This is a genomic window from Congregibacter sp. (assembly GCF_965660375.1).
GTDB lineage: Bacteria > Pseudomonadota > Gammaproteobacteria > Pseudomonadales > Halieaceae > Congregibacter.
Genome location: NZ_CBFHZO010000032.1, coordinates 23,803 through 48,557, shown reverse-complemented (window position 1 = coordinate 48,557; position 24,755 = coordinate 23,803). Strand labels below are relative to the sequence as shown.

Here is a 24,755-nt window from a genome sequence, read left to right as displayed (position 1 = left end):
GCTTAGGCCATGCGTCGTTAGCTAGTCGTTAGTTTCCGAACGCCAGTGCTCGTCGCTGGTATCACCCAGGAGGTTCTCCAGAAAGTCCACCGCGGAGGTGATGCTCGCATCAACACCGGGGGCGATATCCCCCGTCGACTCCTCGCTGGGCATGGGCAGAGTGAGACGGAAACTGTTGGGCAGAGTCCGCTTTCGACTCAGGGTGGTCAACGCGTGCAAAACATCACCGGGAATCACTGCGTCAGCGACGGGCAGTATGGGCGCTTCGCCCTCACCGGTGATTTCCGTGAACTCAAAAGGGGCTTTCCCGTGGAGCTGCGTATCGATGAAGATCGCGAGATCGTTGGGCTGCAGATCCAACGCATGCTCCAACCTGAGGGCGTCATCCTCAATCAGGGTTAGCCACCAACTGTCGGAGATGGTGCGTTCACGAAGCCTTTCCAGAAGCGTGGTGGCGACCCGCGAGTCGGCATCAGCGGCTCTTCCATAGGCAATGATAAGTATGCGGCGCAACTGCTTATTAGCGTTATGTGCTGCGTCGTTGCCTGCACTCATGCGGCAGTCCCCTAACAACAACGAACGCAGAGTATAGACCAAGAAAGACCCGTAAAAACCCAGTAATGCAAAGGGTCTTATACTTGACTAAATTAGTAGGGAATGAAACACTTTGCGTCCCTCGCAGAGCACCCGAGACCTGACCTATGCGCCTGACAACAAAAGGACGATATGCCGTTACAGCCATGCTGGATCTGGCCTTGAACGAAGCACGAGGCCCCATCCGTTTAGCCGCTATTTCGGAGCGTCAGGGTATCTCGCTGTCCTATCTGGAGCAGCTTTTTGCACATTTGCGGCGTCAGGATCTGGTGCGCAGTGTGCGTGGCCCCGGCGGTGGATACCGACTCAAGCGTGGCGCAGAAGACATCAGTGTTGCCGACGTGATTGCGGCGGTCAACGAAGATACCGACGCAACCCGCTGTCGCGGTAAGGGGGACTGTCAGGAGGGCGATACCTGCCTGACCCATCACCTCTGGATGGACCTGTCTGATCGCATCAAAGAGTTTCTTTCCGATATCAGCCTGGCGGATCTCGTTGCCCGCCGTGAAATTCAGGATATTTCCGACCAGCAGGTGCGACGTAATCCGGCTTCAGACCAACTCGCCGGTATTCTCGTAAGAACCGCCTGACGTCGGCGTTAGCCCAGAAAAGGAACACAGCATGTCTCAGGAAGTAATCGACAGCCGCATTGAAAAAGAGTACTCGGCGGGTTTTATCAGTGATATCGAGTCCGATACGCTGGCGCCGGGCCTTGATGAGGACGTCATCCGTTTTATCTCGGCGAAGAAGGGCGAGCCCGAGTGGTTGTTGGAGTGGCGTCTCGAAGCCTTCCGGGGCTGGCAGGAAATGGAAACGCCGGAGTGGGCCCATGTTCATTACCCGCAGATAGATTACCAGGCGCTGTCTTACTACTCCGCACCCAAGAGCATGGAAGATGGCCCTCAAAGTCTCGATGAGGTGGACCCGGAGCTGCTGGAGATTTACAACAAGCTGGGTATTCCCCTCCACGAACAGGAGATGCTGGCGGGGGTTGCCGTAGACGCCGTGTTTGACTCGGTATCGGTGGCCACCACCTTCAGGAGCAAGCTGGCGGAGGCGGGCGTGATCTTTTGTCCGATTTCCGAAGCGGTACACGAGTACCCGGAGCTGGTAAAAAAGTATCTGGGCACCGTGGTTCCCAAGCGGGACAACTTTTATGCGGCGCTTAACAGCGCGGTGTTTACCGATGGCTCCTTTGTGTATATCCCCAAGGGCGTGCGCTGCCCCATGGAGCTGTCCACCTATTTCCGTATCAACGAAGCCAAGACCGGTCAGTTTGAACGGACCCTGATTATCGCGGACGAGGCGAGTCACGTGAGTTACCTCGAGGGCTGCACCGCGCCCATGCGTGACGAGAACCAACTCCACGCCGCGGTCGTGGAACTGGTGGCCCTGGATGATGCGGAGATCAAGTACTCCACGGTACAGAACTGGTACCCCGGCGATTCCGAAGGCAAGGGCGGTATCTACAACTTTGTCACCAAGCGCGGCGTGGCGCACACCAACAGCAAGATCTCCTGGACGCAGGTAGAAACCGGCTCGGCGGTGACCTGGAAGTATCCCTCGTGCATCTTGCGCGGCGACAACAGTGTGGGTGAGTTCTACTCCGTGGCCCTCACCAACAACATGCAGCAGGCCGATACCGGTACCAAGATGATTCACCTGGGGAAAAACACCCGTTCCACCATCATCTCCAAGGGGATCTCCGCTGGCAAAAGCTCCAATGCCTATCGAGGTCTGGTGCGCATGAGCCCTCGGGCGGAGGGGGCTCGGAACTACACCCAGTGCGATTCCCTGCTCATTGGTGATCGCTGCGCGGCGCATACCTTCCCCTATATCGAGAGTCGCAACCCCAGCGCCGTCGTGGAGCACGAGGCGACCACCTCAAAGGTCAGCGATGACCAGATGTATTTATGCCAGCAGCGCGGATTGGACGCAGAAAAAGCCGTGTCTATGATTGTGAATGGCTTTTGTAAGGAAGTGTTCCGGGAGCTCCCCATGGAGTTCGCCGTGGAAGCCGGAAAGCTGCTGGAAGTGAGCCTGGAAGGCTCAGTCGGATAACGCGGCACCGGTGGGTGTCGTCTAGGAGTGTTAAGAACATGTTGAAGATCGAAAACCTGCATGCGCAGGTCGAAGGCAAGGAAATTCTCCGCGGCCTGAATCTGGAAGTGGCGCCGGGAGAAGTGCACGCCATCATGGGGCCCAATGGGTCGGGCAAAAGTACCCTGGGGCATGTGCTGGCCGGGCGTCCCGGTTACGAGGTCACCAAGGGCAGCGTCACCTTCAACGGTGAAAATCTGTTGGAGCAGGATACGGAAGAGCGATCCCGCGCGGGACTTTTCCTGGCGTTTCAGTACCCCGTGGAAATCCCGGGGGTGAGCAATATGGAGTTTCTCAAGGCTGCGGTAGATGCGGTGCGGGAGCATCGTGGTCTGGAGGCTTTGGACGCGGTGAATTTCATGAAGCGAGCCCGGGAAGCAAGCAAGGCAGCCAATCTGCCAGCGGATTTTTTAAAGCGGGGAGTTAATGAAGGGTTTTCCGGTGGCGAGAAAAAGCGTAACGAGCTTATTCAGATGATGTTGCTGGAGCCCAGTCTCTGCCTCATGGACGAAACGGACAGCGGCCTTGATATTGATGCTCTGCAGGTTGTGGCCCAGGGTGTTAATGCAATGCGCAGCGACGACCGAGCCTTCATCCTTGTGACTCACTACCAGCGTCTGCTGGATTTTGTGGAGCCTGATCACGTGCACGTGCTGTCTGAGGGTCGCATCGTGCGCTCCGGCGACAAGGATCTGGCGCTCCATCTCGAGGACAAGGGCTATGCCTGGCTTGAGGACGAGGTCGCCTGATGTCGAGCTTTATGCAACAACCCCTCGCCGAGGCGAGCCGACAGGTGCCGCACTGGTTGCAGTCGGTGCAGGCGCGCGGTCTGTCCTTCTGGAAAGAGGCGGATTTGCCCACGCGGCGCACGGAGAACTGGAAATACACCGGTCTCAAGGCCCTCCGGGACGACTACCAGCTGGCAGACGGCAACCTTATCCTGGATGCGCTTCCCGAACCGTTGGTCCAGGGTTTTGGTGGCGCTCGCCTCGTTTTTGTCGATGGCGTGTATCAACCCGCTCTGTCAAATACATCATCTGTCGAGGGTGTCAGCGTTTGCCGCTTCGAGGATGCGGACGAAATGCAGTCAGCCAAAATCGCCGAGCATCTCAATGGCGGTCTGAGCGTGGAAGACCATCTGTTTGCCGCTCTGAACACCGCGACCCTTCGTGATGGCGTTCTGGTGGAGATCGCTGCTAATACTGCGGCTGATGCCCCCGTTGAGTTTTTGTGGCTGGTCAGTGCCGCCGATGCTCCCACCGCGGCGAACCAGCGCTTACTGGTGCTGTCGGAAACGGGCTCGTCGGCCACCGTTGTGGAACATTTTGCCTCTTTGGAGAATGCACGGGACAGTTTCTGCAACGGGCTGACAGAACTGATGCTGGCGCCCAACGCGAAGCTCTCCCACTACCGGATTCACGAAGAGTCCGGCAGTGCCGTCCATATCGGTGGCGTGCATGCGCGACTGGACCGTGATGCGCAGCTGGAGAGTTTCCATCTCGCATTGGGCAGTGTGCTCAAGCGCTTCGACTTGGTGGTGAACCACGCCGGGCCCGGCGCCTACGCATCGCTCAATGGCGTGTATCTGCCCCGGGGTGATGAGCACATCGACTACCACAGCACCATCGAGCATGCGGTGCCTCACTGCAGCTCCGATGAAATCTTTCGGGGAATCATTGCGGATCAGGCGACTGCGGTGTTCAACGGTCGCATTCATATCCATCCCGATGCTCAGAAGACGCGTGCGGAGTTATCCAATCGGAATCTCCTCACCAGTCCTGAAGCAACGGTAAACAGCAAGCCCGAGCTGGAAATCTATGCCGACGATGTGCAGTGCGCCCACGGCACCACGGTGGCGCAACTCGACGAAACAGCAATGCACTATATGCGCACCCGCGGCGTTTCCCAGGCCGAGGCCGAGGTGATGCTGAGCTTTGGTTTTATCAACGAGCTTATTGATGGCCTCGGGCTGGAGTCATTAAAAAGTTACCTGCGCCCCCTGCTTGCCGCGCGCTTTGCCCGAAACTCCGAGTTGTCGAGGCATCTGTTATGAGCACCCTTAAGGCTGTGACTACCCCCAGCTTTGATGTGGATCGGGTGCGCGCTGATTTCCCTATTTTGGGGGAGATGATCAACGGGCAGCCGCTGGTTTATCTGGATAACGCCGCCACCACGCAAAAGCCCAATGCGGTGATCGATGCCATCGCCAATTACTATCGGCATGACAACGCCAACGTGCACCGTGGCGTGCATACGCTGTCTGATCGTGCGACGCGTCATTTTGAGGATGCCCGGGAGAAAACCGCACAGTTTTTGAACAGCCCGTCGTCGCGTCAGATCGTCTGGACCCGGGGCACGACCGAGGCGGTGAACCTGGTGGCCTATAGCTGGGGAGCGGACAACCTGAAGGCCGGCGATAAAATCCTTGTGTCCTGGCTGGAGCACCATTCGGATATCGTACCCTGGCAGCTTGCTGCCGCCCGGGTCGGTGCAGAGGTGGTTCCCATTCCCGTCACTGAGGATGCAGAAATTGATATGGATGCCTTTGACGCGCTCCTGGATGAGCGGGTCAAGCTGGTTGCGGTAAATCATGTGTCCAATGCCATCGGTACCGTAAACCCCATCGAAGATATCTGTGCCAAGGCCCATGACATGGGCGCACTGGTGCTGGTCGATGGTGCCCAGGCCGTAGGCCATTGGGATGTGGACGTGCAGGCGCTGGACTGCGATTTCTACTGTTTCTCTGCCCACAAGCTGTTTGCGCCCACAGGTATGGGCGTACTCTGGGGTCGGGAAGCGCTGCTGGAAGCGATGCCCCCCTTTCTGGGCGGTGGTGAGATGATTGAAACGGTCAGTTTTGAGGGCACCACCTTTAACAGTCTGCCCTTTAAATTCGAGGCCGGCACCCCCAACATTGCGGGAGCCGTGGGCTTGGGCGCTGCCATAGATTATTTGTCATCCATCGACCGAGGCGCCGCGGCCGCTCACGAGGATGCCTTGCTCGCAGCGACGCTGGAGGCCGCATCGGAGATACCGGGTGTGCGGCGTATTGGCGCTCCGAAGCGCAGCGCCGGTATTTTTAGTTTTGTTATGGACGGCTGTCATCCCTCAGATGTGGGTATGTTGCTCGATGAGCAGGGTATTGCCGTGCGTACAGGGCATCACTGCACGCAGCCCTTGATGTCGCGCTTTGAGTTACCCGGCACCGTGCGCGCGTCGTTCTCCATGTACAACACCCTGGATGATGTCGACAGATTGATCGCGGGACTGAAAAAAGCACAGTCCCTCTTTGGTCCTCGCTAGATGGTGAAAACCACGCTTGCCTCAATGAGTGTGAGTAGCCGCTCAGCGGATCAAAATGCGAATAGGAGTAATACATTGTGACTGTAGAAACATTTGAAGTAGAAGGTCCGCTGCGTGTTACCGACGCGGCCTCCGAGCACTTTCGCAGCAGCCTCTCCTCGGCGGGGAAGTCGGCAGTGCGTCTCAGCGTGCAGGAAAGCGGTTGCACGGGATTCAAATACGTTATGGAAGAGGTGGATGCCGGTGAGTCCAGCGATACACCGCTGGCCCTCGATAACGGTGTGAAGGTTTTTATTGCTGCCGACGCGCTGGAGTTTCTCCGTGGCACCGAGGTGGACCTCAGCCGAGAGGGCATCAACAAGGTACTGAAGTTCAATAACCCCAACGTGGTCGCCGAATGCGGCTGCGGCGAAAGTTTCAGCGTAGGCTAAAGCATGTCATCTCAGGAAAGAACGCTGCTCACGGTGCGCCGCGAGGTGCAGGGGCGCCTTGTTCCTGTGGGCGATCCGGTCACTGTGCCCGCGGACAGCTTTGTCACCCTCACACAATCGCTAGGTGGTAATTACACCATCGTGCACAACGGCAACATGGTGCGGATCGACGGCACCGATGCCGACGCCCTGGGATTGGAGGGCTTGTCGCTAACATTCACACCACCGGACGACGGTAAGGTCAGTGAGGCGCAGGTCTGGGAAGCCCTGCACACGGTTTTTGATCCAGAGATCCCAGTAGATCTTGTAAATCTGGGGCTTATCTACCGTGTGGAGATTGACCAGGACGTAAAGCGCGTTGATGTTGCTATGACACTTACGGCGCCTGGTTGCGGTATGGGGCCGGTACTGGTTGGCGATGTAGAGCACCGTCTGCGAATGGTGCCCTTTGTGAAGAACGTGAATGTTGACCTGGTTTTTGATCCACCCTGGCACCGCGACATGATGTCTGAAGAGGCGCAACTGGAAACAGGCATGTTCTATTGATGTTTCTGCTTCGAAAGAACGTGCACGGAATAAGCAGCCTATGACCGCCGGCCCAAATCCCTTTGGTGTGTCTATCACCGTAGACGACATCATCGAGAATCTCGGATTTTTTGACAGCTGGGAGGATCGTTATCGCTACATTATCGATCTGGGACGGGAGCTGCCTGATATGCCGGCGGAACTTCGCAGCGATGATCGCCTGGTGCGAGGTTGTCAGAGCCAGGTTTGGATCGACGTAGCTGAAGCCGCCGCAGGCGATAAAAACCACCTGCAGCTGAGCGTGGACAGCGATGCATTTATAGTTAAGGGCTTGCTTGCAGTGGTTCTCGCTGCGTTCAATAACAAAACGCCTGCCGATATTCTGGCGTTTGATATCAATGCCTATTTCGAGGAACTGGGCCTCATGCGCCATTTGTCACCGACCCGCGGAAACGGTCTTCAGGCTATGGTGGCGCGTATTCGCGAAGAGGCCGCACGGCGGTAATAGATTTCTGCGATAACCGATCGGGTATGGGCAAAAATTTTTGTCCCGGTTGTCTCCGTTCTGACCAGGGGCCGCGTAGATCCCTAAACGGCGGCGGAATAGGCTTGCTATTACTTTGGGATAGTACTCATGCAGTTGATGGGCGCTTTTCCCAGCTGTAAGTGCGTAAACTCTTTTTCCGCGGCGTCGATCATCGTTGTGAGAATTCCATCGAGTACTTCCTGCGGGGGGGATAGCTTGTGCAGGTACACACTTTGTTTTTCAAAGAATGCCTGACACAGTCGCTGGAATGTATGAGGATCGTCCCCTCGCGAACGCATCGCGTGCATTGATATCTCGTCGGCAAACTTCACGACTTCAATAATCTTGAGATTTTCTTCCCTGATCGAGACGGCCCGTAGATCGGAATGATGATGCTCTATCGCTCCGATTATATAGTCCGGAAGAGACCAGGCATTGCCAGCGATCGAGCCCAGTTGTACATGGTTGTGTCCGAAGGCCTGAGCCTCGGCAAGGAGAAGTGACGAGGGATCTTTGTAGCCCACCCTGTCGACCTCTGAGGGTGATTTAGCCAAACGCTCAAAGTCGACTAGCCGTCCCATGTCGTGCAGGAGTCCTGCCAGATATGCCCTGTTCCGACTGATTTCAAGGGATCTGAACGACCGCGACAATTGCTCGCTGGCAATGGCAACCTGAATGAAGTGCAGCCACATGCAGGTTTCTGCGTGAGCGGTTGGCACAAACACCTGAACCGAAGAGCGCCTTGTTACTAACTCTTTGAGAGAAGCTGCGCCGATACGTATGAGGGCTTTTTTCAGTGAGCTGATAGTGACGGAGTTGCGACTTTTGACGCGAAGAATCCGTAAAATTTCAACCGTCAGGCCAGGGTCAACTTTTGCCAGCTTTAAAAGCTCTGAGAACGCGTTATCGTCATTGGGATCGAGGCTCAGCAACGTCGTGACTACAACCGGAAGTACGGGTAGTGCCGTCGCTTTTCGCGACCAATTGCTGAGCGTTGCTCCCGTCATATCAGTGACTCTTTAGCGATTCTTTAGTGATTCTTTAGTGATTCTTTAGTGACTCTTGTGCCTTTCACTGCATAGGTGTTTTTGTGCCTTGCTTCCTTTCTAGACTCGATGACTCCCGCATAATAATAATGTCGAAATGTGAAGTTGCCTCCACTGCAAGCTAGTGGAATATCAGGGAAATGCAATATCTGTATTTTGATAGACAAGCTGCGCCGATGTCCACCTGGTGTGTCTGTCGCACATGAGAATTCGGATGCATAAAAAAGCCGGGCTGATTTGCCCGGCTCTCTCGGTAGGAAGTGGGCGTGCTGGCGCACGCCCCAGGCCTTATGCGGCGTTTTGTTCTAAGCAGCCGCTCATGCCCGCGCCTTCGATGGCGATTTTTCTGGGCTTCATGGCCTCGGGAATTTCGCGCTCCAGAGAGACGTGGAGGAGGCCATTCTCAAGCTTTGCAGCGACGACCTTCACATGCTCTGCCAGCTGGAACTTGCGCTCAAAATCCCGGTTGGCGATACCGCGGTGCAGGTAGTTGCGGTTTTCGCTGTCACCCTGGCTCCGTCCGCTAATCACGAGACTGTTCTGCTCACTGGTGATCTCAAGCTCGTCTTCCGTGAATCCGGCGACGGCCATGGTGATCCGGTATTGGTTCTCTTCTACCTGCTCAATGTTGTAGGGCGGGTAGCTGGGTTTGCTGTCTCGCGCGACGGAATCCAGCAGAGACGCCATACGGTCAAAACCAATAGCGGAATGGTAAAGAGGGGAAAAATCTATTGTGTTACGCATAATCATATTCTCCATTAGAAGCAATATTGGTACATCGGGCCTCCCAATTGAGCACCCGTGTTTTAGATATGCGGACCCATAGACATTTTTCAAGGGGGGTCTTTGAGCTAAAAGCTAGAGGGTGATGGTCACCGCAGCAGCAGCCTTGCGCGCTTTGCTCCGGGCATTCTCCGTATCCTCGCCTCGGGCAAGAGCTACACCCATACGCCTGCGCCCGCTAAGCGTTGGTTTTCCGAATAGCCGAAGATCGGTATCCGGCTGGCCCAGTGCGACGGCGAGATTGCCGTACTCGAGATTCTCTGAGTTGCCCTCCGGCAGGATGACTGCTGATGCCGATGGGCTGTACAGGGTTACGGAGGGAATAGGCAGGCCAAGGAACGCGCGAACGTGAAGGGCAAACTCCGACAGGTCCTGGGAGATGAGCGTTACCATCCCCGTGTCATGGGGCCGGGGTGAGACCTCGCTGAAGTAGATATCCTTGCCACTGATAAAAAACTCCACACCGAAGAGGCCCTTGCCGCCCAGGGCGCCGGTGACGCGGGCAGCGATATCCTCGCACTGTTGCAGCACCTCGGGGTCCATAAAATGGGGTTGCCATGACTCCCGGTAGTCGCCGTCTTCCTGGCGGTGACCGATGGGTGCGCAAAAGCTGACTCCGGAAATATGCTGCACCGTGAGCAGCGTGATTTCGTAGTCAAAGTCCACTAAGCCCTCGACGATGAGCCGGCCGGCCCCAGCGCGGCCACCCTCCTGGCCAAAGTCCCAGGCAGCCTGTACGTCTTGAGCTGTGCGCACCACGCTCTGGCCCTTGCCCGAGGAGCTCATGATGGGCTTCACGACGCAGGGCATGCCGATCTCCTCGATGGCCGTCTCGAAGGCCTCCCGGGTGTCCGCAAAGCGATAGGGCGAAGTGCGTATGTCGAGAGATTCTGCCACCAGTCGCCGTATGCCTTCACGGTTCATGGTGAGCTGCGCGGCGCGGGCCGAAGGTACAACATTGAATCCTTCGTCTTCGAGGTCGGCGAGAGTTGCGGTATCAATCGCTTCGATTTCCGGGACGATAAAATCCGGTTTCTCCATTTCGATGACAGCCCGAAGACGCTCGCCGTCAAGCATGGGAAACACATAGCTTCTATCCGCGACCTGCATCGCCGGCGCGTTGGCGTAGCGGTCACAGGCGATGACCTCGATGCCCAGGCGCTGGAGTTCGATGGCAACCTCCTTTCCCAGTTCTCCTGCACCACAGAGAAGTGCCTTGGTTGCTGAGGGGGCGAAGGGTGTTCCAATGGTCGGCATATCGAGAGGTACCTTTGTCGTTTGCGAATGGGTGCTAAGCGTTTTCTGCGGTCACCAGCCACACCGCCCCGGGTAGGGAGAGCTGCACATTCTGGTAGTAGGGCGCCAGGATATCCGCCGCGGCAGCGTGCACAGCCTCGCGAGTTTTGTCATCGACATCGACGAGTAAGCGTCCTACGGGGCCGGTATTGACCAGCTCCCGAGCAGTCGCGTCAAAACCACCGCTGCCCTCCCAGTTCATACTGACCTTGTGTGGGGTCACTGCGATGTTTTTCCATCCTGCGTCACCAAGGAGGGTTTCAACGTAATCGGATTCGGCAAAGGCGAAGGGACCGGGGCTCCGGGGCTTGGGTGGCGGGGGTGGTGGCAACACGGACAGGGCCGCCTTGAGGGGCAGTGCGGTCCAGGGGTTATTACTCAGGGACTGCCAGCAAGCGAAGGCCAGACGACCGCCGGGCAGCATGGCGTTTCTGAGATGCGTAAAAGCGGCGGTGGCATCATCGAAGAACATCACGCCAAAACGCGAGAACAACAAATCAAACCGCGCTTCGCCAAAATCGTGGCTGGACGCATCCGCCTCGAGAAAGGCGACACCCTTACCGGCGTCACCCAGGCTAAGCAGTCCCTCCCGGGCTATCTCCAGGAGAGGGGCCGAAACATCCACACCCAATACACAGGCTTCCGGTCCGAGGCGCTTTGCCAGCATCAGGGTCTCGCTGCCACCGCCGCAACCCACGTCCAGAACAGCACGGGCAGCATCCACCTCGGCGTGATTCATCAGGGCTTCGGCCACCGGTGCCAGCATGCGCGACATCATGGCGTCCCGCTGAGCCCACTTACGACCCGCATCGCCATTCCAGTAGGCAATTTGCTCTTCATTACTCATGTTCGTTCTCCAGTAAATACGCCAAGTGTAAACCGAACCAGGGAGCGATTGAGAACAGTGGGTTCCTGACGTATCGTGAAAAGCCTTGCTGGTAACCGAGTCAATCCCCCATGAAGATAATTGCCGTGTCTTTTGCATTGATGTTCCTCACCGCCTGCAGTGCCAGCACCGGGCAGCAGTCGGTCTCCGGTGGCAGTGCTGATGCACAGCTCTCCGCGCTTTATGAGAGGGAGTGGGAATGGCGGCAGAAGGAATTTGGTAAGGAGAGGGACGGAGAGGGCAATTGGGTAAAAATGGGCCGCCTGCCCGATGTGAGCGCTGGGGCCCAGCAGCGACGCCTGCGCTATTGGGAGGGAATACTGGGGGAACTGAATGGGATCGCCATTGACGATTTGAGCCCCGAGGAAGCCATCAACGCAGCCGTTTTTCGTCAGATCATAGAAACGCTGGCCAATGATGCCCGCTACAAAACCTATGAAGCGCCGCTTAACTCCGACAGCTTTTTCTGGAGTGGACTGCATCCGCAAAATTCGGGATTTAAAGACGCGGAGAGTTACCGGCGCTACCTGGGTCGGCTGCGGGATCTCCCACGATTTTTTGCCCAGCACAGCGCCAATATGCGTGCGGGTATGGCCCGGGGCTACACCGTGCCCGCCGTGAGTCTTAAGGGGCGCGAAGAGTCTATCGAGGCCTATCTACTGCCGGGTAGTGAAAATCCCTTCTGGATCCCCCTGGAGACGTTTCCTCCCATGATGGATGAGGAACAACGCGCCCGTCTCCGGGCGGAGGCCCGGGAAGTGATTGCCACACAGGTGGTGCCGGCATACACAGCGCTGCTGAAGTTTATGCGTGACGACTATCTTCCCGGTGCGCGCGGGACCCTTGCCGCGCGGGATCTCCCCAATGGCGAGGCGTTTTATCAGTCCCAGATCAAGGGGTTTACAACGCTGGACCTGACCGCCGAAGAGATTCACAACAAGGGGCTCAGCGAGGTGGAGCGCCTCCGCGGTGAAATGGAGCTGATACTCGCGGAGCTGGAGTACGACGGCGACATGGCGGAGTTCTTCCATTTCCTTCGCACGGACCCACAGTTTTACGCCAGGACACCCGATGAGCTCATGGGGGTTTCCGCCTACGTGGCCAAGCGCATGGATGGCAAACTGTCGGAGGTGCTCGGGTTTTTGCCCCGCCGACGCTTTGCCATTAATCCGGTACCGCCCGCCATTGCACCGATCTACACGGGAGGGCGTGGAGGCCTCAATGCCTGTCTTATGAACACCTACAATCTGCCGGCACGGCCGCTGTACACCATCCCGGCGCTAACCCTCCATGAATGTGCCCCGGGGCACGCCCTGCAGGCGGCGATCTCTTTGGAGGCTCCGGGTGAGATACCGGAGTTTCGGGCACAGAACTACTTTTCCGGCTACGGCGAAGGCTGGGGCTTGTACACGGAGTGGTTAGGGGGCGAGATCGGCATCTACCGCACCCCCTACGAGCGCTTTGGGCAGCTCACCTATGAGATGTGGCGTGCCTGTCGTCTGGTGATTGATACGGGCATTCACCAATACGGTTGGAGCCGGGAGCAGGCCATCGCCTATCTAAGTGATAACGCCGCCATGTCCGAGCATGAGATTAGCACCGAGATCGATCGCTATATTTCCTGGCCAGCCCAGGCCCTGGCCTACAAGCTGGGTGAAATGCTGATCCGTGAAAAACGCGCGCGTGCCGAGGAAATTCTGGGGACTGACTTTGATCAGCGCTATTTCCACGACAGGATCCTCGGCCTGCGCTCGGTGCCCTTGACAGTCCTGGCATCAGAGCTCGATGCCTGGATAGATGCGGGCGGCCCGAACCCCTATCCGGACCTGGAGTAACGCAGGAGGCCCGTATCAGTGCTTTGCTACAGCAGTGTGCGACCGGGTATCGCCTGCAGCAGCTGCTGCGTGTAAGCCTGCCGGGGCGCATTGAACAGGGACTCTCCCGTGCCCTCTTCCACAATCTTGCCCTGGTAGAGCACGATGATGCGGTCGGCCAGGTGCTTTACCACCGCCAGGTCATGAGACACAAAGAGCATGGTGAGTCCGTACTCCCGGCCCAGCTCCAGCATCAGGTCGAGTATCTGCGCCTGGATGGTTACGTCCAGGGCGGACACTGGTTCGTCGGCCACAATAAACTCCGGTCGCGTGGCCAGCGCGCGGCCAATGGCGATGCGCTGGCGTTGGCCGCCGGAGAACTCGTGGGGGTATTTGCGTACAAAGGCCCGGGCGAGGCCCACATCATCCATCAGTTTCAGCACGCCCTCGGCAACGCTGCGCCGATCTTCAATCCCATGAAGCAATAGCGGCTCGGCCAGGGTATCGAACACGGTCATGCGCGGATTCAGCGATGCAAAGGGATCCTGAAATATCATCTGCATCCTCCGGCGCATGGTTTTGAGCGCCGGCCCCTCCAGCGCTGTGACGTCGGTGTCATCAAAACTCACCTCGCCATCGCTGACCGGCACCAGGCGCAAAAGCGAACGTCCGATGGTGGACTTGCCCGATCCCGACTCTCCCACAAGGCCCAGAATTTCACCCCGGTGGATGTCGAAGCTCACGTCGTCTACTGCTTTTACCGTCTCACCCTTGGCGACTTCGAACCAGGTTTTAAGATTGCGCACGCAAATCAGCGGCTCTGCGTCCTGCGCCTGGGCGGTTTTGGTTCCCGCGGGAATGGCAGACAGCAGTTTCTTTGTATAGGGATGCTCCGCGTTACTGAAAATAGCGGCGCGATCACCGGCCTCCACAATTTTCCCCTGCTGCATCACGCAAATTTCATCGGCGATGTCCGCCACCACCGCCAGATCGTGGCTGATAAAAATGACACCGATATCCCGTTTGCGCTGAAGCTCCGCGATGAGCTCGAGAATCTGTGCCTGAATGGTGACATCCAGTGCGGTGGTGGGCTCATCGGCGATCAGCAGCCTGGGCTCATTGATAAGCGCCATGGCAATCATGACCCGTTGCCGCATGCCACCAGAAAACTCATGGGGAAAACAGTCGACGGTGCTCTGGGGATCCCGGATACCCACCTCGCCCAGGAGTTCGATGGCCCGGGCCCTCGCCTCCGCCTTGGCTACACCGTTGTGATAGACGATGGGTTCTACCATCTGCTTGCCTATGGTCATATGGGGATTCAGGCAGGTCATGGGATCCTGAAAGATCATCGCGATGTCCCGGCCCCGGGTTTTACGCAGCTGCCTTTCAGAACACTGGAGCAGGTCCTTGCCGTCAAACAATGCCTGCCCGCCATCAATGCGGCCGGGGGGCATGGGGATCAGTCCCAGCATGCTGTAGCAGGCCACGGACTTGCCGGAACCGGATTCGCCGATGATGGCGGTGATCTTCCCGGACTCCACGGTAAAGGAGATATCGTCCACGGCTTTGTTCACACCGTTACGGGTTACAAAGCTCACCGCCAGGTTGTTGACTTCGAGGAGGGCCATAGCGATCAGTCCCTTGAGCCGCGGACGTCCAGCGCATCGCGCAGGCCATCCCCGAGAAAGTTCAGTGAAAAGAGCGTCACGGTAAGCGCCAGCCCCGGAAAAATGAGCAGCCAGGGATACTCCTCCATGGTCTCAGCACCGTAGGAGATGAGCAGTCCCCAGGAGGTTTGCGGAGGTTGTACGCCAAGACCCAGAAAACTCAGAAAAGCCTCTAGGAGCATAACGCTGGGGATGGTCAGCGTGGTGTAAACGATAATGGGACCCAGCGCATTGGGGATCAGGTGGCGGCGGATAATAGTGCCGGGAGACAGACCCAGAGATATGGCCGCCTCCACAAACTCCTGCTGACGAAGGGACTGCACCTGCCCGCGCATAATTCTTGCCATGGTGAGCCATTCCACGGCACCGATGGCGAGAAAGAGGAGTAAAAGATTGCGCCCGAACACCACCATGAGCAGGATGATGAAAATCATAAAGGGCAGGGCGTAGAGAATATCCACCAGCCGCATCATCACCGCGTCTACGCGCCCCCCGGCGTAACCCGCGATGGCGCCCCAGGTGATGCCGATAAGCAGCGCGACGGCGGTGGCGATAAAGCCCACCGCCAGGGATATACGGCCGCCATAGAGGATTTGTGTGAGCATGTCCCGTCCGAAGATATCGGTGCCCAGCCAGTGCGCTGCGGAGGGAGGCGTGGCGCCCAGATCAAGATCCTGCGCATCGTAGGCGTAGGGGGCAATCAGTGGTGTGAGGAGCGCGAGCACGATGCACACCAGCAGGACAGCCAAGCCAATGATCGCCAGGCGGTTTTTTCGCAGGCGCAGCCAGGCGTCCCTCCACAGAGAGGTGCCTTCCTCTGCCGCTGCAATATCTGTGAGTACAGTCGTATTCATGATGCGCCCCCCAGCTGGTGCCGGAGTCGGGGATTCATCCAGGCTGCGACGATGTCAGACAGAAGGTTGAACAACACAATAAGCGTGGAGAGAAATACGGTGGTTCCAAGGATCATAGTGTAGTCACGATTGAATGCCGCCTGCACATAGAATCGGCCCAGGCCCGGTATCTGGAAAATCGTCTCCACTACAAAAGAGCCAGCGAGAAGGCCGGCAAAAGCAGGCCCCAGGAAGGTGACTACGGGCATGAGCCCACCGCGTAGAGCGTGTTTGCTAACGACCTGCCATTCCGGCAAGCCTTTGGCTCGCGCGGTCCGGATGTAGTCCTGGGACATGACTTCCAGCATGCCGGCCCGGGAGAGGCGGGCGATGTAAGCGGCGTAAGCCGCTCCCAGGGTGACACTGGGAAGAATTTTGTCGCCGGGTATGTCTCCCCAGCCGGACACCGGTAACCATTCCAGTTCGATGCCAAACAGCAGCACCAGGAGCGGCCCCAAAAGAAAGGAGGGCATGCAGATGCCGATCATCGCCAGACTCATGGGGATGTAATCCTGCGCGGTGTTTGGCCGGAGGGATGCGATGACCCCCGCGAGACCGCCGATAAGCACAGCGACAAGGAGGGCATAGAATCCCAGTTCTGCAGTGACGGGCAGGCCGGCACCGATAAGCTCGTTAACACTGCGCCCGGGATACTTGAAGGATGGCCCGAAATCTCCCGAGGCCAGATCACCCAGGTAGGCGGTGTACTGCTGGAAAAGCGGCAGGTCCAGCCGGTACTGCTTTTCCAGGGCAGCTTTTACTTCCGGTATCACCGCTTTCTCGCTGTCGAAGGGCCCACCGGGGGCCATTCGCACCAGAAAAAATGTCACAGTGATTACCGCGAGTAACACCGGTATCGCCTGCAAGAGTCGGATGCTGATAAATCGCCACATAAATTAGGTTTCCGGTGATTGCCGGTCCACGCGACGTTTCATTTTACGCACGGCTCGGAAACGCTGCTGCGGTCAGGATCCAGCCAGACATAGCGGAGGTTGAGAGAGTCCATGAGATTGGGAGACAGCCCGCAAACACTGGGGTGAACAAGGTGCTTACTGGTGTAGGTGTAGATGGGAATGATGGGCATCTCTTCCATGAGCTTTTTTTCGGCTTCGTAGAAAACAGCAAAGCGTTCCTCGCGGGATCGGGCTTGAGGTGCTTTCAAACGAATCAACTCGTCGTAGTGCGGATCGGCGTAGCCCGTATTGTTGTTACCCCCATCGGTGAGATACAGATCCAGGAAGTTTTGCGGATCCACAAAGTCGCCAATCCAGCCGCGGCGCGCCAGATCAAACTCCATGTTGGTCACGGAGTCGAGATAGACCTTCCATTCCTGATTTGAAATGGTCACATCGATGTTGAGAGCGTCCTTCCACATTTGCTGAAGAGCAACGGCGATTTTTCGATGAGCCTCCTGCGTGTTGTAGACAATTTCCATTCCCGGCCAGCCCTCTCCCCCGGGATAGCCCGCCTCGGCCATTAACTGCCGTGCTTTATCCAGATCGTAGTCAAAGGTCTTTGGGGGTACGTAGCCCAAGGCCCCCGGCGGCGTAATGCTGTAGGCGGGGACCGCGGAGTTTTGCAGCACGGACCGGATGAGGGTTTCGCGATTGACACTCATTGCCAGGGCACGACGCACGCGGACATCGTCCATGGGCGGGCGCTTGGTGTTGATGAGATAGAAGTAGGTACCCAGATAGGGGTCCTGACGATAGGGAGAGTCCTCCATGGCCTGATAGACCGGAATTTTGTCCAGGGGCAGCGTTGCGGTGATATGCAGCTGTCCCGAACGGAATCCCCGCTCTTCGGATACCGCATTCTCCGTAGGGTAAAAAACCACCTTGTTCAGACTGACACGATCACGGTCCCAGTAGGTATCGCTCTTGCGCATGGTGATGCGACGATTCAGCAACCACTCTTCCAGCTGGAACGGACCGTTGCTGACGATGTTGCCTTCGCGGGTCCATTTGGTGAAGCGATCGGTAAACTTTCCGTACTTCTCAATGGTGGGCCGGTGCACCGCGAAGGTGCTGTAATGGTCCATCAGCTGTAGAAAGTAGGGCGTAGGTTCTGTGAGAGTGACTACCAGGGTCAGCGGGTCTGGCGCTTTCACCCCCACTTCAGAGAAATCAGAAATCTCCCCGCTAAAGAATGCCTCGGCGTTTTTCACGGGAAAGAGCATGTAAGCGTAAAGATTACCCATCTGCGGATGGAGGGCGCGCATCCAGCTCCACAGGTAATCATCGGCGGTAACCGGGTCACCGTTGGACCAGCGGGCTTCGGGGTTTATGTGGAAGGTGATCACCCGGCGGTCATCGCTGAACTCCCAGCTCTCGGCAACGCCGGGCTCTGGCTCCAGGGTGGCGGGATTTTTAACGGCGAGTCCTTCAAACAATGCCCGGATTAGTATGTTTTCCGGCACGCCGGTCACGACATGGGGATCCAGCCCCTGCGGCTCGCTGCCGTTCCCCATATGGAGCACGCCCTCGCGGTTGCCTCGTTCGACGTTCGATTCTCCACTACCACAGCCAGTGAGTAGGGCCGTCAGACAGAGCGTAGGTAGCGCGCAGTTGCGAAAGATCGATGCCAATTGCGTCAAACAGGTATCCAGGATGATGTTCGAAAGCGAGGTGACGGAGAAAGATCGATTCAAGGGTTGTGACCGGAAGCAACCAATTAGCGGTGGAGTATACGCAATGGTGAAACGGCTGCCTAACGCCCGAAAGATATCGATGGAGAACCCGGGGCCAGCCCTAAGCGGAATTACTCACCAGGAGAAATTCGAGGCGCCCGTCGCCGTGGAGTACGCCCTGGTCGATGCGTAAGTCACTGCCCAGGGCGTCGTTCACTACCTTACGATTATGGGGGTAGAGCGTCGTTTCGCTTTGGCTCTGTACCGCGATGAGGTTATCGCCGGCCATACCCATATGCCGGAGCACCTGTTCCGTACCCCGTTTATGCAGCATGAATCCGTGTCCCCGGCAGTCGGGGGTGAGGTAGCGTCGCAGAAGTCCGGAAAACGCGGGCAGGGCTTGTTCGTGCAGGTGATTCAGTGTGTCCCAGAAGAATACAAGGTCGTAACGATGCGCGCCCATGGATGACAATAAACCGCTGAGTTCAAGCTGCATCTGCTGATCTGAGGGCGGGTCCTCCCTGCGGGCTTCGAGGCCTGCGGACCATTCGAGAAGACAGTCCGCTGCATCCAATACGCAGAGCCGACAGGAAAATTGATTGAAAAATTCCAGACTGCCGCTGTTGGCGCGGCCGAAGTCGAGAATGTTCAGAGTGCCGAGGGAGGCGAGACGTTTCTCGTCAAGCATTACCGGCAGCAACCGACTGGTAATTGCCGCCGGTGGATCGCCGCGATCGGACTTCTTGCCGGACAGACCGACCACGGGGTTGGCTTACCCTGCTTTGTCGATACTGTGCACTTCGGGTTTTGCGCCGGCGGCGGGTTTTGCAGCCGCTGCGGCGGGTTTGCTGCCGCCCATGTCGATGCTGCCCTTGAAGCGACCACCATCTTCGAGCATTACCCGGGGAGAGCTCACATTGCCCTGCACATTGCCAGAGGCACAGATAACGACACGCTCACTGCCATCGATGTCGCCTTTGACTTCGCCTTCGATGCGAACGGTTTTAGCGCTGATATTGGCCTGTACGCGACCCGAAGAGCCGATGACCAACTCATTTTCCGACAGCGTGATGGTGCCTGTCACTTCGCCCTCAACCAGCAGGTCTTCGCTACTCATGATGTCGCCGTTAACTTTGACCTTGGATCCGATCACTGCGTTTACTCCTTCTGTGCGTTTAGCCGGTGTAGTTGGTTTAGCCACGGCGGGTTGCTCCGGCGCGGTGCTTGCAGCGGGACTTGGGTCCGGCGTCTGCGGTTTGCTGCTTTTGCGTTCAAACATGGTTCTGCTCTTTGGTTTATTGGTTGCCCACCCTGGTCAGCTTGCGTGCTGCAGGTGGCAGGTGTACATCCACAGGTGGTAAATCAATGGCTCATCCTAGTTCAAGCCCTTGCGCGCCGCAATCGGCGCCGGGCGGTCATTGCGGCACCTAGTCCAAGAAACGCAATACCCGCGGCCAGGACAGCGTAGAGCTCAGAGGCGGTCTTCGGCATGGTGACCACCGTCGCCTCCTCGATGCTTATCAATGCTTCGTCACCATCGAAAGCACCATCATCCACGGCCAGGGCAAAGCGGTCTTCGGGAATATAGACACTGAGTTCCTGACCGGGGAGCAACTCGCTGGCGCGATAGTCCCGCCCCTGGATGTTCGCACGCCAGCTGCTGTCAACGGTGATGCTGCGCTGCGCACCCTGGGAACCGTCTGTGTGTTGGGGGCGAAAGGTCAGTCGATTACCGCGCACTCGGGTCAGCTCGATAATGACTTTGGCGTAGAGTTCATCGTTGCGGGCGTATACGCCCTGGCAGGACAGGGCTATGTCGGGGTTGGCGGCCAGTACCTGGGCTGACCATACAAGGTCGTCACAGCTTGGGGGTTCCTGCGCCAGAACCTGGCCGCTGAGTACCAGCGCGATTGATGCTGCAATGAGCGGCTTTTTCATGTGTTACTCCTATGAGGAAGAGTGGCCCGTGGTCGACGGGCCTTGCACCGGCGCGGCGCGAACAAGGAAACGTTGGGGGGCATTCCCGGCGAAATAAAAGGGATAGCAGGTAACAATGGTAAGGCGCGGGTCCCCGTTGTCCTGGAGGTACTCTATTTCCTCGGGCTCAATAATACGCAGGTCCTCGACGACAAAATGGCGTTCGCCGTAGAGGGTGTCCAGGACCAGGCGGTCACCGACGGTGACATCTTTGAGAGCCCGAAAATACCCGTCGCGGTGCCCCGCAATACCGATATGTCCCGGTTCGTGGGGGTAAGCCATACCGTCTATTACGCCAGCCCCCCGGTCCATGTTCAGCTTATTGGCGCTGTCATATACAGGTACCATCAAATTCAGAACGGGGACGCGAAGTACCGCCAAAACCGGCGCCTCCAGCGCATCCATAGCGTGGAAGTAGGCCTCTTTGCGCCCGGGGGACCACAGCTGCATATCGGGGAGGGCATCGAGAGCCTGTGCCGTACGTACTTCACTGCGCAGCATTGCCGCGGCGACAAAAGCCAGAAGCAGGCCGCCGGCAAGATAACAGGCGATCTCCACCAATCGGCGGGCGTGGTCCGGTTTAGTCGCTGTCCTGCTGGTCATAAGCCTAAACTAGACCCGGAACGCGCTTAGCTCAAGTCATAATTTGCTGGCTTTGTCCCCGACGGATTTTCCCTGCAACCGCGTATGACGGGAGGAACTTAACGATCATTGATGTCTTGGAGTAGTAGCATGAAAAAAATACGATTGGTTCTTTTGGGTGGCGCGGCGGCATTGCTGTCAGCAGTAACATTGGCGCAGCCCGGGGGTGGCATTCTGATGATGGACGCTGATGGCGACGGACAGGTGAGTCGCCAGGAGTTTCAGCCACCGGGGGGGCGGGGTGGGCCGAAGATCTTCAAATGGGCAGATGCCGATGGTGATGGCTCCATCACCCGCGACGAAATGCTTGTGGCGGTGAAGGTCTCTGAAGAACGGCAGGCTAAAATGCAGGCACGTATGACCGGAATGTTTGATGCGATGGATGCCGACGGTGATGGTACGGTCAGCGCGTCAGAAGCACAGGATCATGCCTTTAGCCGGATGGATGCCAATGGTGATGGCTTTGTGAGCGAAGAAGAAGCAAAGGCAATGCATGACAAGCGCAAAGGGTGGCGAAAGCGACATGGTGACGAGGGTTCCGGGCAATCCTGAGCCCGGTTGCGCTTAGCCCCCGGTCTTTATGGAGAGAGACCAAGAGGCATTGCTGGTCGCCCGCGTCGCCAATGGCGATCGGGGCGCTTTTGGCGAACTGCTGAGAAATCATCAGCAGCCTCTGTCCCGCTATGCGCGGCGCATGCTCTCGGACCACAGCGCGGCAGACGATATTGTTCAGGAGACCTTCCTTCGTTTGTGGACCCGTGCGGGCAGCTTCAAAAGCAGCAGCGCCCGTCTCACCACCTGGCTACACAATATCGCGCACAATCTCTGCGTCGACAGCTTTCGTCGCAATTCCCGGCTGTCATACACCGACGACGAGGGCCAGCTCGAATCGCCGACGGCGGGTCCGGACAGGGTGGCGGAATCTGCAGATAACGCCCGGCGTGTGCGTGATGCGCTGCAAGGCCTGCCGGAGCGCCAGAGAAGTGCGTTGCTCATGTGTCATTACCAGGGGCTGTCCAATCGGGAGGCGGCGAGTGTGCTGGACGTTTCCGTGGATGCCTTGGAATCCTTGCTGGCCAGGGCACGATGCCGTTTAAAAGAGGAGTTGTTAAACCATGATGAGTCCTGAGCGACTGGAGGGATTGTTGGATAGCTACGGTAGCAAGGAGGAATGCTGGCCCGATGAGCAGCGTCAGCAGATGCTCGCCTGCCTCGAGAGCTTTCCGCACCTTGCGCGGCAGCTTTCTGAAACTCGGGATCTGGATGTGATGCTGGACAGTTACCGGCCGGATCCGATTAACCTCGAGCAGAGGATCTTTGCGGCCTTGCCGGTCTCTGTGAGCGATCGGATTGTGCGCTGGCTCTTTCCCTACCCACCACAGCTGTGGTGGCGTCCGGTGATGGCCGCGACATTCCCGTTGCTACTCGGCCTTGCTATAGGCATGGAATCGCAGAGCGTGACGTCTGTGACTGACTGGGCGCTGCAGGAGCAAAACCTGTTGCTGCCGGTTACTACCGAAGAGGCCTGGTATGAATAAAAGTAACCTGATTGTTATCGCATTATTGATGTCTGTCGCGATGAACCTGCTGATTGCCGGTGTTTTTATCGGTAAGAAACGGGGGGGGCCGGGAGAGCCGCCGCCCATGGCCTGGATGGCGGAGGAGTTATCGCCAGACACCCGGCGCAAGGTTCGGCGACAAATGCGCGAGCAGTTTCCCGAGGTGCGTCCCCTACGGGAGGAGATGCGCACAGCCCAGCGTGCTGTGCGCGAGGCTGTAGCAGCGGAAACATTTGATCCTCGGGCACTGGCGTCTGCCCTGAAATACTCCCGAGATGTCGCGGCCCGATATCAGGCCCTTATTCATAAAAACCTTTTAGAGATCTCGGCGGACTTACCGAAGGACCAACGGGTAGCCCTGGCGAGAGCGGCCTTGCACCGCGGCCAGAAAGAAAAAAGGCCGCCGAGGGCACCGTCTACTGTCCGGTGATCTGGGCGGCCAAGAGTCTAAAACGCCGAGTCCGTTGCTGAGTTGGAAGCCTGGCTTGGAGCCCGGCGGCGAATCTTAGAGCTCGATATCGACTGAGTAAGAGACCACGACCTTGTATTGATCGTTGTCATAACCGCCGTCAGCGGCAGGTCCCGATACGTTGGTGTCGGTGAACATGAAGCCAAAACCGCCTTTTGACAGGCTGATGTTGTAGTCGTAGTAGCCGCCGTCAGAGCCGTTGAAGGCCTCGGCGAAGTCGCCATCGTGATAACCCACGTGTAATCCAATGCCAATGCCGTCACCCACTTCAAAGCCGTAGTCGGCGGAGACATAATAGGTACCGCCTGCGCCGAAGTCCTGGCCGAGGCCCTCATCAGCTTCGGTGTTGGTCAGTACATAGGCTGAAGCACTGAAGCCACCGATACCAACGGTTGCATATACCTCACCAAAGTCGAAATTGGCTTCCTTGTCGTAGTTGTAATAAAGGTAACCCACATCCCAGCTCACACCGCCAGCCTCGAAGGCGTAGCCTGCGTAGAGGTCATGCTCGTAGGAGTAAACGTCGGAAGGCCCGTAGTTGACGTTTGATACCCAGGTTCCGGCATAAAAACCGCTGTCTGCGGAGTAGTCAATGCCACCCTGGACAGCAGATTCGTTTTCGGTCTGCGTGAGGCCACGCCATATGTAGTTGTTTGTGACGGAGGCGTTAGCGCTTAAGTCCCCGGCATGTGTCGGCGCAGCAATTGCACAGCCGGCCAGTGCGGTCAGCGCGGCAAAACGCTTAAGATTTTGCATGTTTTGCATGGATGTGTTCTCTCCCCTTGAATTTGTGTTCGGCGCGTTGCCATGCGGGTCCTCAAGAAACCGCAAAGCATTCGCCCGGAGGTCTCTCAGCAAGAACCAGACCAGATTTGGAATTGAGCCCTGTTGCCGGCGTTTGCGGGGACAGGGAGTTAGGAAGCGAACGATTCCTTTACCGAGTATTTCGAGGATAAGGCTGCTTTAGGGAGCGCCTTGCGTCATTTTGGTGCGTTTTTGCTGCGGTTTATCCGGGGTTTCGAAGCGCCCGCCCTCGACTATACTTTCATCCCCTTTTACTGGAATTTCATCATGAGAATTGCTCTGACACTAACCGTGGGTGCTTTAATCTGTCAGCCCCTTACCAGTTTTGCCGACCCCTGCATGGACGTGGTTGCGGACACCGTTGCCGAAATGCGCGCAGGTGCAGACGGCTGGTGGAACGAGGATATTGAAGGCCTGGTGCGTGCAGCTGCGGGCTCCGCCTGCATCAAGGCCCAGTCCAAGCGTTACCGGGCGGCAGGGGATGTCCTGAGCAAAGAGGAATCCGTGAGTAGTCTGGCTGCTCCGTCACAGGCATCGGATACTTCAGGGGCGCAAAACGCATCCGGCCCTACAGGGGAAGCGGCTAATGCGCAAGAAGAAGATGACGGCAGTTGGAGTATTGGCGGACTGACGATTCGCAGCATGTCCGGTTCTCCCTCGCAAAAACCCTACGAGCGAGCGCGACAGACCAAGCAGGCTGATCTGGAACAGGAAAACGATAGCGGGAGAGAGTGGTAACTATCGCTGAGGGGGGGCGGTCAGCGCCCCCGTTCAGGAAATAGAATATTCGGGGGTTTGCCCCGGTGTT

Annotated in this window: 28 protein-coding genes; 14 read left to right on the top strand and 14 right to left on the bottom strand. The window is 57.5% G+C overall.

Annotated features, from left to right (window positions below; all coding sequences use genetic code 11):
* Positions 1–21: 21 nt before the first annotated feature.
* Complete coding sequence (locus tag ACTG3T_RS02910) at positions 22–555, bottom strand: homospermidine synthase (RefSeq protein ID WP_439100769.1); 534 nt, start codon at positions 553–555, stop codon at positions 22–24.
* 146 nt (positions 556–701) lie between these two features.
* Between ACTG3T_RS02910 and iscR the strand changes: the two genes are divergently transcribed.
* The 8 genes from iscR to ACTG3T_RS02870 all read left to right on the top strand — a co-directional run bounded on the left by iscR (position 702) and on the right by ACTG3T_RS02870 (position 7,458).
* Positions 702–1,184, top strand: coding sequence for a Fe-S cluster assembly transcriptional regulator IscR (iscR, locus tag ACTG3T_RS02905; RefSeq protein ID WP_439100768.1), 483 nt, complete (start codon positions 702–704; stop codon positions 1,182–1,184).
* A gap of 31 nt (positions 1,185–1,215) precedes the next feature.
* A complete protein-coding gene (gene sufB, locus ACTG3T_RS02900) occupies positions 1,216–2,655 on the top strand; it encodes a Fe-S cluster assembly protein SufB (protein WP_439100767.1) in 1,440 nt (479 codons plus the stop codon).
* A gap of 38 nt (positions 2,656–2,693) precedes the next feature.
* On the top strand, positions 2,694–3,443 hold the full coding sequence (gene sufC / locus ACTG3T_RS02895) for a Fe-S cluster assembly ATPase SufC (RefSeq protein WP_439100766.1): 750 nt from the start codon (positions 2,694–2,696) through the stop codon (positions 3,441–3,443).
* Complete coding sequence (sufD, locus tag ACTG3T_RS02890; protein WP_439100765.1) at positions 3,443–4,747, top strand: Fe-S cluster assembly protein SufD; 1,305 nt, start codon at positions 3,443–3,445, stop codon at positions 4,745–4,747. The genes sufC and sufD overlap by 1 nt, the downstream gene beginning before the upstream one ends.
* The gene (locus tag ACTG3T_RS02885; RefSeq protein ID WP_439100764.1) at positions 4,744–5,997 is read left to right on the top strand and encodes an aminotransferase class V-fold PLP-dependent enzyme; all 1,254 of its coding nucleotides are present in this window, start codon (positions 4,744–4,746) and stop codon (positions 5,995–5,997) included. The genes sufD and ACTG3T_RS02885 overlap by 4 nt, the downstream gene beginning before the upstream one ends.
* 77 nt (positions 5,998–6,074) lie before the next feature.
* Positions 6,075–6,428: a HesB/IscA family protein gene (locus ACTG3T_RS02880; protein WP_439100763.1), complete on the top strand. Its 354-nt coding sequence runs from the start codon at positions 6,075–6,077 to the stop codon at positions 6,426–6,428.
* 3 nt (positions 6,429–6,431) lie between these two features.
* The gene (gene sufT, locus ACTG3T_RS02875; RefSeq protein WP_439100762.1) at positions 6,432–6,974 is read left to right on the top strand and encodes a putative Fe-S cluster assembly protein SufT; all 543 of its coding nucleotides are present in this window, start codon (positions 6,432–6,434) and stop codon (positions 6,972–6,974) included.
* A 40-nt stretch (positions 6,975–7,014) separates the two neighbouring features.
* Entirely contained in the window at positions 7,015–7,458 is a 444-nt protein-coding gene (locus ACTG3T_RS02870; protein WP_439100761.1) for a SufE family protein, read from the top strand.
* Positions 7,459–7,568: 110 nt separating this feature from the next.
* Here the strand turns inward: ACTG3T_RS02870 and ACTG3T_RS02865 are convergent, their stop codons facing one another.
* The 4 genes from ACTG3T_RS02865 to ACTG3T_RS02850 form a co-directional block, all read right to left on the bottom strand.
* The gene (locus ACTG3T_RS02865) at positions 7,569–8,486 is read right to left on the bottom strand and encodes an HDOD domain-containing protein (protein WP_439100760.1); all 918 of its coding nucleotides are present in this window, start codon (positions 8,484–8,486) and stop codon (positions 7,569–7,571) included.
* A gap of 327 nt (positions 8,487–8,813) precedes the next feature.
* On the bottom strand, positions 8,814–9,269 hold the full coding sequence (locus ACTG3T_RS02860) for an Hsp20 family protein (RefSeq protein ID WP_439100759.1): 456 nt from the start codon (positions 9,267–9,269) through the stop codon (positions 8,814–8,816).
* A 114-nt stretch (positions 9,270–9,383) separates the two neighbouring features.
* The gene (purT, locus tag ACTG3T_RS02855; protein WP_439100758.1) at positions 9,384–10,565 is read right to left on the bottom strand and encodes a formate-dependent phosphoribosylglycinamide formyltransferase; all 1,182 of its coding nucleotides are present in this window, start codon (positions 10,563–10,565) and stop codon (positions 9,384–9,386) included.
* Positions 10,566–10,599: 34 nt separating this feature from the next.
* Entirely contained in the window at positions 10,600–11,451 is an 852-nt protein-coding gene (locus ACTG3T_RS02850) for a class I SAM-dependent methyltransferase (protein WP_439100757.1), read from the bottom strand.
* 110 nt (positions 11,452–11,561) lie between these two features.
* Here ACTG3T_RS02850 and ACTG3T_RS02845 point away from each other — a divergent pair, with 110 nt between their 5' ends.
* Positions 11,562–13,325, top strand: a complete 1,764-nt coding sequence (locus ACTG3T_RS02845; protein WP_439100756.1) for a DUF885 domain-containing protein — start codon at positions 11,562–11,564, stop codon at positions 13,323–13,325.
* A 26-nt stretch (positions 13,326–13,351) separates the two neighbouring features.
* On the opposite strand, the gene ACTG3T_RS02840 is transcribed toward ACTG3T_RS02845, so the two are convergent.
* The 8 genes from ACTG3T_RS02840 to ACTG3T_RS02805 form a co-directional block, all read right to left on the bottom strand.
* Positions 13,352–14,935, bottom strand: coding sequence for an ABC transporter ATP-binding protein (locus ACTG3T_RS02840; protein ID WP_439100755.1), 1,584 nt, complete (start codon positions 14,933–14,935; stop codon positions 13,352–13,354).
* Between the two features lie 5 nt (positions 14,936–14,940).
* Positions 14,941–15,828: an ABC transporter permease gene (locus tag ACTG3T_RS02835; protein WP_439100754.1), complete on the bottom strand. Its 888-nt coding sequence runs from the start codon at positions 15,826–15,828 to the stop codon at positions 14,941–14,943.
* A complete protein-coding gene (locus ACTG3T_RS02830; protein ID WP_439100753.1) occupies positions 15,825–16,760 on the bottom strand; it encodes an ABC transporter permease in 936 nt (311 codons plus the stop codon). Before ACTG3T_RS02830 ends, ACTG3T_RS02835 begins: the two co-directional genes overlap by 4 nt.
* A gap of 38 nt (positions 16,761–16,798) precedes the next feature.
* Positions 16,799–18,454, bottom strand: coding sequence for a peptide ABC transporter substrate-binding protein (locus ACTG3T_RS02825; RefSeq protein WP_439100798.1), 1,656 nt, complete (start codon positions 18,452–18,454; stop codon positions 16,799–16,801).
* 163 nt (positions 18,455–18,617) lie between these two features.
* A complete protein-coding gene (locus tag ACTG3T_RS02820) occupies positions 18,618–19,259 on the bottom strand; it encodes a hypothetical protein (protein WP_439100752.1) in 642 nt (213 codons plus the stop codon).
* Positions 19,260–19,268: 9 nt separating this feature from the next.
* The gene (locus tag ACTG3T_RS02815) at positions 19,269–19,775 is read right to left on the bottom strand and encodes a bactofilin family protein (protein ID WP_439100751.1); all 507 of its coding nucleotides are present in this window, start codon (positions 19,773–19,775) and stop codon (positions 19,269–19,271) included.
* A 101-nt stretch (positions 19,776–19,876) separates the two neighbouring features.
* Complete coding sequence (locus ACTG3T_RS02810; RefSeq protein ID WP_439100750.1) at positions 19,877–20,434, bottom strand: hypothetical protein; 558 nt, start codon at positions 20,432–20,434, stop codon at positions 19,877–19,879.
* Between the two features lie 9 nt (positions 20,435–20,443).
* Entirely contained in the window at positions 20,444–21,076 is a 633-nt protein-coding gene (locus ACTG3T_RS02805; protein WP_439100749.1) for a class D sortase, read from the bottom strand.
* Between the two features lie 129 nt (positions 21,077–21,205).
* Here ACTG3T_RS02805 and ACTG3T_RS02800 point away from each other — a divergent pair, with 129 nt between their 5' ends.
* From ACTG3T_RS02800 to ACTG3T_RS02785, 4 genes are read left to right on the top strand one after another with little or no spacing between them, the layout of a single operon-like run.
* Positions 21,206–21,667 carry an EF-hand domain-containing protein gene (locus ACTG3T_RS02800; RefSeq protein WP_439100748.1) on the top strand — a complete coding sequence of 154 codons (462 nt, stop codon included), beginning with the start codon at positions 21,206–21,208 and terminating at the stop codon, positions 21,665–21,667.
* A gap of 28 nt (positions 21,668–21,695) precedes the next feature.
* Positions 21,696–22,244, top strand: coding sequence for a sigma-70 family RNA polymerase sigma factor (locus ACTG3T_RS02795; RefSeq protein WP_439100747.1), 549 nt, complete (start codon positions 21,696–21,698; stop codon positions 22,242–22,244).
* The gene (locus ACTG3T_RS02790) at positions 22,231–22,653 is read left to right on the top strand and encodes a hypothetical protein (protein ID WP_439100746.1); all 423 of its coding nucleotides are present in this window, start codon (positions 22,231–22,233) and stop codon (positions 22,651–22,653) included. The genes ACTG3T_RS02795 and ACTG3T_RS02790 overlap by 14 nt, the downstream gene beginning before the upstream one ends.
* Positions 22,646–23,104, top strand: a complete 459-nt coding sequence (locus tag ACTG3T_RS02785; RefSeq protein ID WP_439100745.1) for a periplasmic heavy metal sensor — start codon at positions 22,646–22,648, stop codon at positions 23,102–23,104. Before ACTG3T_RS02790 ends, ACTG3T_RS02785 begins: the two co-directional genes overlap by 8 nt.
* A gap of 75 nt (positions 23,105–23,179) precedes the next feature.
* Here the strand turns inward: ACTG3T_RS02785 and ACTG3T_RS02780 are convergent, their stop codons facing one another.
* Positions 23,180–23,908, bottom strand: a complete 729-nt coding sequence (locus ACTG3T_RS02780; protein WP_439100744.1) for a TorF family putative porin — start codon at positions 23,906–23,908, stop codon at positions 23,180–23,182.
* A gap of 306 nt (positions 23,909–24,214) precedes the next feature.
* On the opposite strand from ACTG3T_RS02780, the gene ACTG3T_RS02775 reads away from it, so the two are divergent.
* On the top strand, positions 24,215–24,685 hold the full coding sequence (locus ACTG3T_RS02775; protein ID WP_439100743.1) for a hypothetical protein: 471 nt from the start codon (positions 24,215–24,217) through the stop codon (positions 24,683–24,685).
* Positions 24,686–24,755 lie beyond the last annotated feature (70 nt).

Excerpts from the sequence above, each read along its gene's own strand:
- ACTG3T_RS02910 (WP_439100769.1), bottom strand. The coding sequence starts at position 555 with ATGAGTGCAGGCAACGACGCAGCACATAACGCTAATAAGCAGTTGCGC.
- iscR (WP_439100768.1), top strand. The coding sequence starts at position 702 with ATGCGCCTGACAACAAAAGGACGATATGCCGTTACAGCCATGCTGGAT.
- sufB (WP_439100767.1), top strand. The coding sequence starts at position 1,216 with ATGTCTCAGGAAGTAATCGACAGCCGCATTGAAAAAGAGTACTCGGCG.
- sufC (WP_439100766.1), top strand. The coding sequence starts at position 2,694 with ATGTTGAAGATCGAAAACCTGCATGCGCAGGTCGAAGGCAAGGAAATT.
- sufD (WP_439100765.1), top strand. The coding sequence starts at position 3,443 with ATGTCGAGCTTTATGCAACAACCCCTCGCCGAGGCGAGCCGACAGGTG.
- ACTG3T_RS02885 (WP_439100764.1), top strand. The coding sequence starts at position 4,744 with ATGAGCACCCTTAAGGCTGTGACTACCCCCAGCTTTGATGTGGATCGG.
- sufT (WP_439100762.1), top strand. The coding sequence starts at position 6,432 with ATGTCATCTCAGGAAAGAACGCTGCTCACGGTGCGCCGCGAGGTGCAG.
- ACTG3T_RS02870 (WP_439100761.1), top strand. The coding sequence starts at position 7,015 with ATGACCGCCGGCCCAAATCCCTTTGGTGTGTCTATCACCGTAGACGAC.
- ACTG3T_RS02865 (WP_439100760.1), bottom strand. The coding sequence starts at position 8,486 with ATGACGGGAGCAACGCTCAGCAATTGGTCGCGAAAAGCGACGGCACTA.
- ACTG3T_RS02860 (WP_439100759.1), bottom strand. The coding sequence starts at position 9,269 with ATGCGTAACACAATAGATTTTTCCCCTCTTTACCATTCCGCTATTGGT.
- purT (WP_439100758.1), bottom strand. The coding sequence starts at position 10,565 with ATGCCGACCATTGGAACACCCTTCGCCCCCTCAGCAACCAAGGCACTT.
- ACTG3T_RS02850 (WP_439100757.1), bottom strand. The coding sequence starts at position 11,451 with ATGAGTAATGAAGAGCAAATTGCCTACTGGAATGGCGATGCGGGTCGT.
- ACTG3T_RS02845 (WP_439100756.1), top strand. The coding sequence starts at position 11,562 with ATGAAGATAATTGCCGTGTCTTTTGCATTGATGTTCCTCACCGCCTGC.
- ACTG3T_RS02840 (WP_439100755.1), bottom strand. The coding sequence starts at position 14,935 with ATGGCCCTCCTCGAAGTCAACAACCTGGCGGTGAGCTTTGTAACCCGT.
- ACTG3T_RS02835 (WP_439100754.1), bottom strand. The coding sequence starts at position 15,828 with ATGAATACGACTGTACTCACAGATATTGCAGCGGCAGAGGAAGGCACC.
- ACTG3T_RS02830 (WP_439100753.1), bottom strand. The coding sequence starts at position 16,760 with ATGTGGCGATTTATCAGCATCCGACTCTTGCAGGCGATACCGGTGTTA.
- ACTG3T_RS02815 (WP_439100751.1), bottom strand. The coding sequence starts at position 19,775 with ATGTTTGAACGCAAAAGCAGCAAACCGCAGACGCCGGACCCAAGTCCC.
- ACTG3T_RS02810 (WP_439100750.1), bottom strand. The coding sequence starts at position 20,434 with ATGAAAAAGCCGCTCATTGCAGCATCAATCGCGCTGGTACTCAGCGGC.
- ACTG3T_RS02805 (WP_439100749.1), bottom strand. The coding sequence starts at position 21,076 with ATGACCAGCAGGACAGCGACTAAACCGGACCACGCCCGCCGATTGGTG.
- ACTG3T_RS02800 (WP_439100748.1), top strand. The coding sequence starts at position 21,206 with ATGAAAAAAATACGATTGGTTCTTTTGGGTGGCGCGGCGGCATTGCTG.
- ACTG3T_RS02795 (WP_439100747.1), top strand. The coding sequence starts at position 21,696 with ATGGAGAGAGACCAAGAGGCATTGCTGGTCGCCCGCGTCGCCAATGGC.
- ACTG3T_RS02790 (WP_439100746.1), top strand. The coding sequence starts at position 22,231 with ATGATGAGTCCTGAGCGACTGGAGGGATTGTTGGATAGCTACGGTAGC.
- ACTG3T_RS02785 (WP_439100745.1), top strand. The coding sequence starts at position 22,646 with ATGAATAAAAGTAACCTGATTGTTATCGCATTATTGATGTCTGTCGCG.
- ACTG3T_RS02780 (WP_439100744.1), bottom strand. The coding sequence starts at position 23,908 with ATGCAAAACATGCAAAATCTTAAGCGTTTTGCCGCGCTGACCGCACTG.
- ACTG3T_RS02775 (WP_439100743.1), top strand. The coding sequence starts at position 24,215 with ATGAGAATTGCTCTGACACTAACCGTGGGTGCTTTAATCTGTCAGCCC.